The sequence below is a fragment of the Streptomyces sp. SD15 genome, assembly GCF_054462255.1.
In genome coordinates, this window is sequence record NZ_JBTLMO010000126.1 from 1 (window position 1) to 2,759 (window position 2,759).

2 protein-coding genes are annotated in these 2,759 nt (G+C 65.2%); both read right to left on the reverse strand.

Going from position 1 to position 2,759, the window contains the following annotated elements; all coding sequences use genetic code 11:
* Positions 1 to 66: 66 nt before the first annotated feature.
* Complete coding sequence (locus tag ACX28W_RS43795; RefSeq protein ID WP_459005671.1) at positions 67 to 1,479, reverse strand: pentapeptide repeat-containing protein; 1,413 nt, start codon at positions 1,477 to 1,479, stop codon at positions 67 to 69.
* Between the two features lie 70 nt (positions 1,480 to 1,549).
* Positions 1,550 to 2,638, reverse strand: a complete 1,089-nt coding sequence (locus ACX28W_RS43800) for a tyrosine-type recombinase/integrase (protein ID WP_459005672.1) — start codon at positions 2,636 to 2,638, stop codon at positions 1,550 to 1,552.
* Positions 2,639 to 2,759 lie beyond the last annotated feature (121 nt).

Genomic DNA, 2,759 nt, shown 5'->3' on the forward strand with positions numbered 1-2,759 from the left:
AAGATCAGCAGGCATCCAACAGATCCTGCCGACACAACACCCAACTGCCAAGCCCCACAACACATTTCATTCTGAAACGATCAGTAAGAGCCAGACCAGGGCGCGGGTCGCACGCAGCCCGTACCCCGACAGCGCCCAGTACGTCGTCAGTAGTGCCCGCTCGGCCAAGGATGAGCCGTCGGTGTCACGGCGGCGCATCTCGCACTCGCCGTAGTAGAAGTCGGCGGCTCCGGGTTCGTTCTTGTCGTCCTCCAGCGACTTGCGGAGCTGTCGGTAGAGGACGGCCAGCGCCGTCGGTTTCAAGACCGTGGTGCCCTCGGACGGGAGTAGCCAGCCGCGGGTTAGGGCGGGGCGGACGTTCTGGGCGCGCCAGTAGTGCTCCTCGACCAGGGTGCGTCGAGTGCTCCATCGCCAAGCGAAGTGCCGGTACCACTGGGTGCCGATGGGTGTGCTGCCGAAGGTGCACCAACCATCCACACGGAGCTGGTCGAGGTGGATGGCGCCGGCGAACCGGCAGGTACTGAGGTCGATATCGTGCAGTGCCAGGTGCGCAGCGTCCACTCCGTTCACGGACGTCAGACGCACACGCGGATCGTTACCGGAGAACTCTGGTTCCGGTAGTGAGCGGCCTCGGGAGTTAGTAAAAGGTGCGGTTCGGGCGATGACCGTCAGCGGGTACTCGACGGCGGCATCAGTAAGGTCCAGGTCGGCGTAGCGCAACCGCAACGTCACCGTGGACGACCACCAAGCCCGGGTACATTCAACTCTGGCTGCAGCCGCCTCGATGATCATCGGGCTGGTGAAGGCCGTACCAGTCATACCCAGCGTTTGGGCGCATACCAGAGGCCCGAAGGAGAAGGGCACCTCAAAGCGGGCGGTATCGAATCGTGCAGCGCTGGAGAACCGGGCCTCATTGAACCGCGCAGCGGCACAGAACCGCGCTCCAATGAACCTGCCAGGACCGATGAACCGCGCCCCGATAAATCGCGCCGTACCGGAGAACCGTGCGCCGTCGAACCAAGCGGTACCAGAGAACCGCGCCCCGATGAACCAAGCAGGACCGGAGAACCGCGCCCCGATGAACCAGGCGTCACCGGAGAAGTACGCCTCATGGAATGGGGCAGTCTGTGCGAACTCCGCCTCATCCAGCCGGGCGATACCCAGACGCGGGCGATTAGCTGCCGGATCCTGCAGAGCGGCAAGCAATTCGGTCAGTAAGCCTGCGGTGAACGGGGTGCCGCGGTGGTCGATGTCGGCGCCGGGGGACAGGGCCGCCAGGTAGGCGGCGCGGCCACCCTCGTCTAGATGGGCCAGACAGGCGGTGTGCCCGGAGACGTGGATACCTCGGCAGCCCACTGGGTCCTCTTGCGTGGCTTCGCGGCCGCAGTGCGGCCAGTTCGGTGGGGTGCTGGAGGGCACTTCGGGGGTTGCGGACGTCATGCCCGAAGGACGATCGGGCACGGCCAGGCGGTTGCCCATTTCACGGGGAGAGTACGACCGCCAGCGCGGTGCCCCGCCACCGGTCGAGTCACCAGGGAACCTGGCGACGTCAACACGGGATCGGCACATCAAAATGGCTGGCAAAACCGGAGTGGAGCTGTGTGGTCGTCAGATGTGCGTGACCGAGGACCCATTGGACGTCGGTCAGAGGCATGTTGGGGTCGCGGGCGAGTCGGTAGGACGCGGTGTGGCGTAGATCGTGGAGCGTCCAGTTCGCCCCGAGGAGCTCGTTGGCCCGGTTGAACATCGCGCGCGCCGCGTCGTAGTTCAGCGGTCGCCAGGGCCGCCTCAGCGTCCACCACAACGGCAGGCTCTTGCCCCGCGGGATACCGTCTCGCCGTGTTTCCTCCTGGTAGAGGCGCAGCCAGACGAAGGCGTCGGTTGAGCAAGGAAGCTGCTGGTAGGCGCGGGTTCCCTTTCGGATCACGCCGACCAACTGCTGTCCGGGGAGGGCATCGCGCTGCCGGCTGGTGAGCAGTTCTTCGGCGCGTGCACCGTTGGAAACCCAGAAGGCCAGTAGAGCGCGATCTCGGTTATGCCTGAGGGCGGCGAACAGCGCGTTGAACATCTCGTCCGGGATGCGCCGAGGCGTACGTTTCGGGATGGTCGGCCGGTAGCGGCCTGTCCGCTCTTGGTCAAAGGGCCGGTCAGGCTTGTGGTGGGTGTTCGCGCGGCCGCCGCGACGCGAACGGTCGAGCGGAAACGGGTTGATGATCGGCCCGGTGCCCTCGTCCCGGTGGAAGTCGTAGAACGTGCGGAGCACGGTTTCGCAGTGCGCGCGCGTCCTCGCGGCGTACTGCGGGCCGGGTGAGACCTTGCCCGTGATGGCGTTCGGGGTACCGGGGATCTTCTTGCGCATCGTCCGCGGCTTCGGCGCCGTCTCTTCGGAGTGGCCCGCCTTCCGGTGTCTCCAGTGCAGGCGCTGTGGCTTGTTCGCGATCTGCATCCACCGAATGAAGTCCCGTGCATCCGTGCGCGTTGCCCGGTTCCACTCGATGTTGAGAGCCCACAGGAACCGCCACCAGCGCAGCAGGTCCATGCCGTATGAGCGGACCGTGGAAGCAGGTTTGTCCTCTGCCTGCAGCTCGGCGAAGAAGACCCGGACGGGGTCGACGACAGCGCCATCCTGTTCGAGCAACTGGTACGGCGCCCACTGATTACCGGTCTCCTGCAGCCTGCCTAACTGATCGTTTCAGAATGAGGTTCGGAGTCGTCTCAAGCAGATGATGCTGCAGGCGAGTTGGAGTAGGCCGAGGTGG

Coding starts and splice junctions, on each gene's coding strand:
- ACX28W_RS43795 (WP_459005671.1), bottom strand. CDS start 1,479: ATGGGCAACCGCCTGGCCGTGCCCGATCGTCCTTCGGGCATGACGTCC.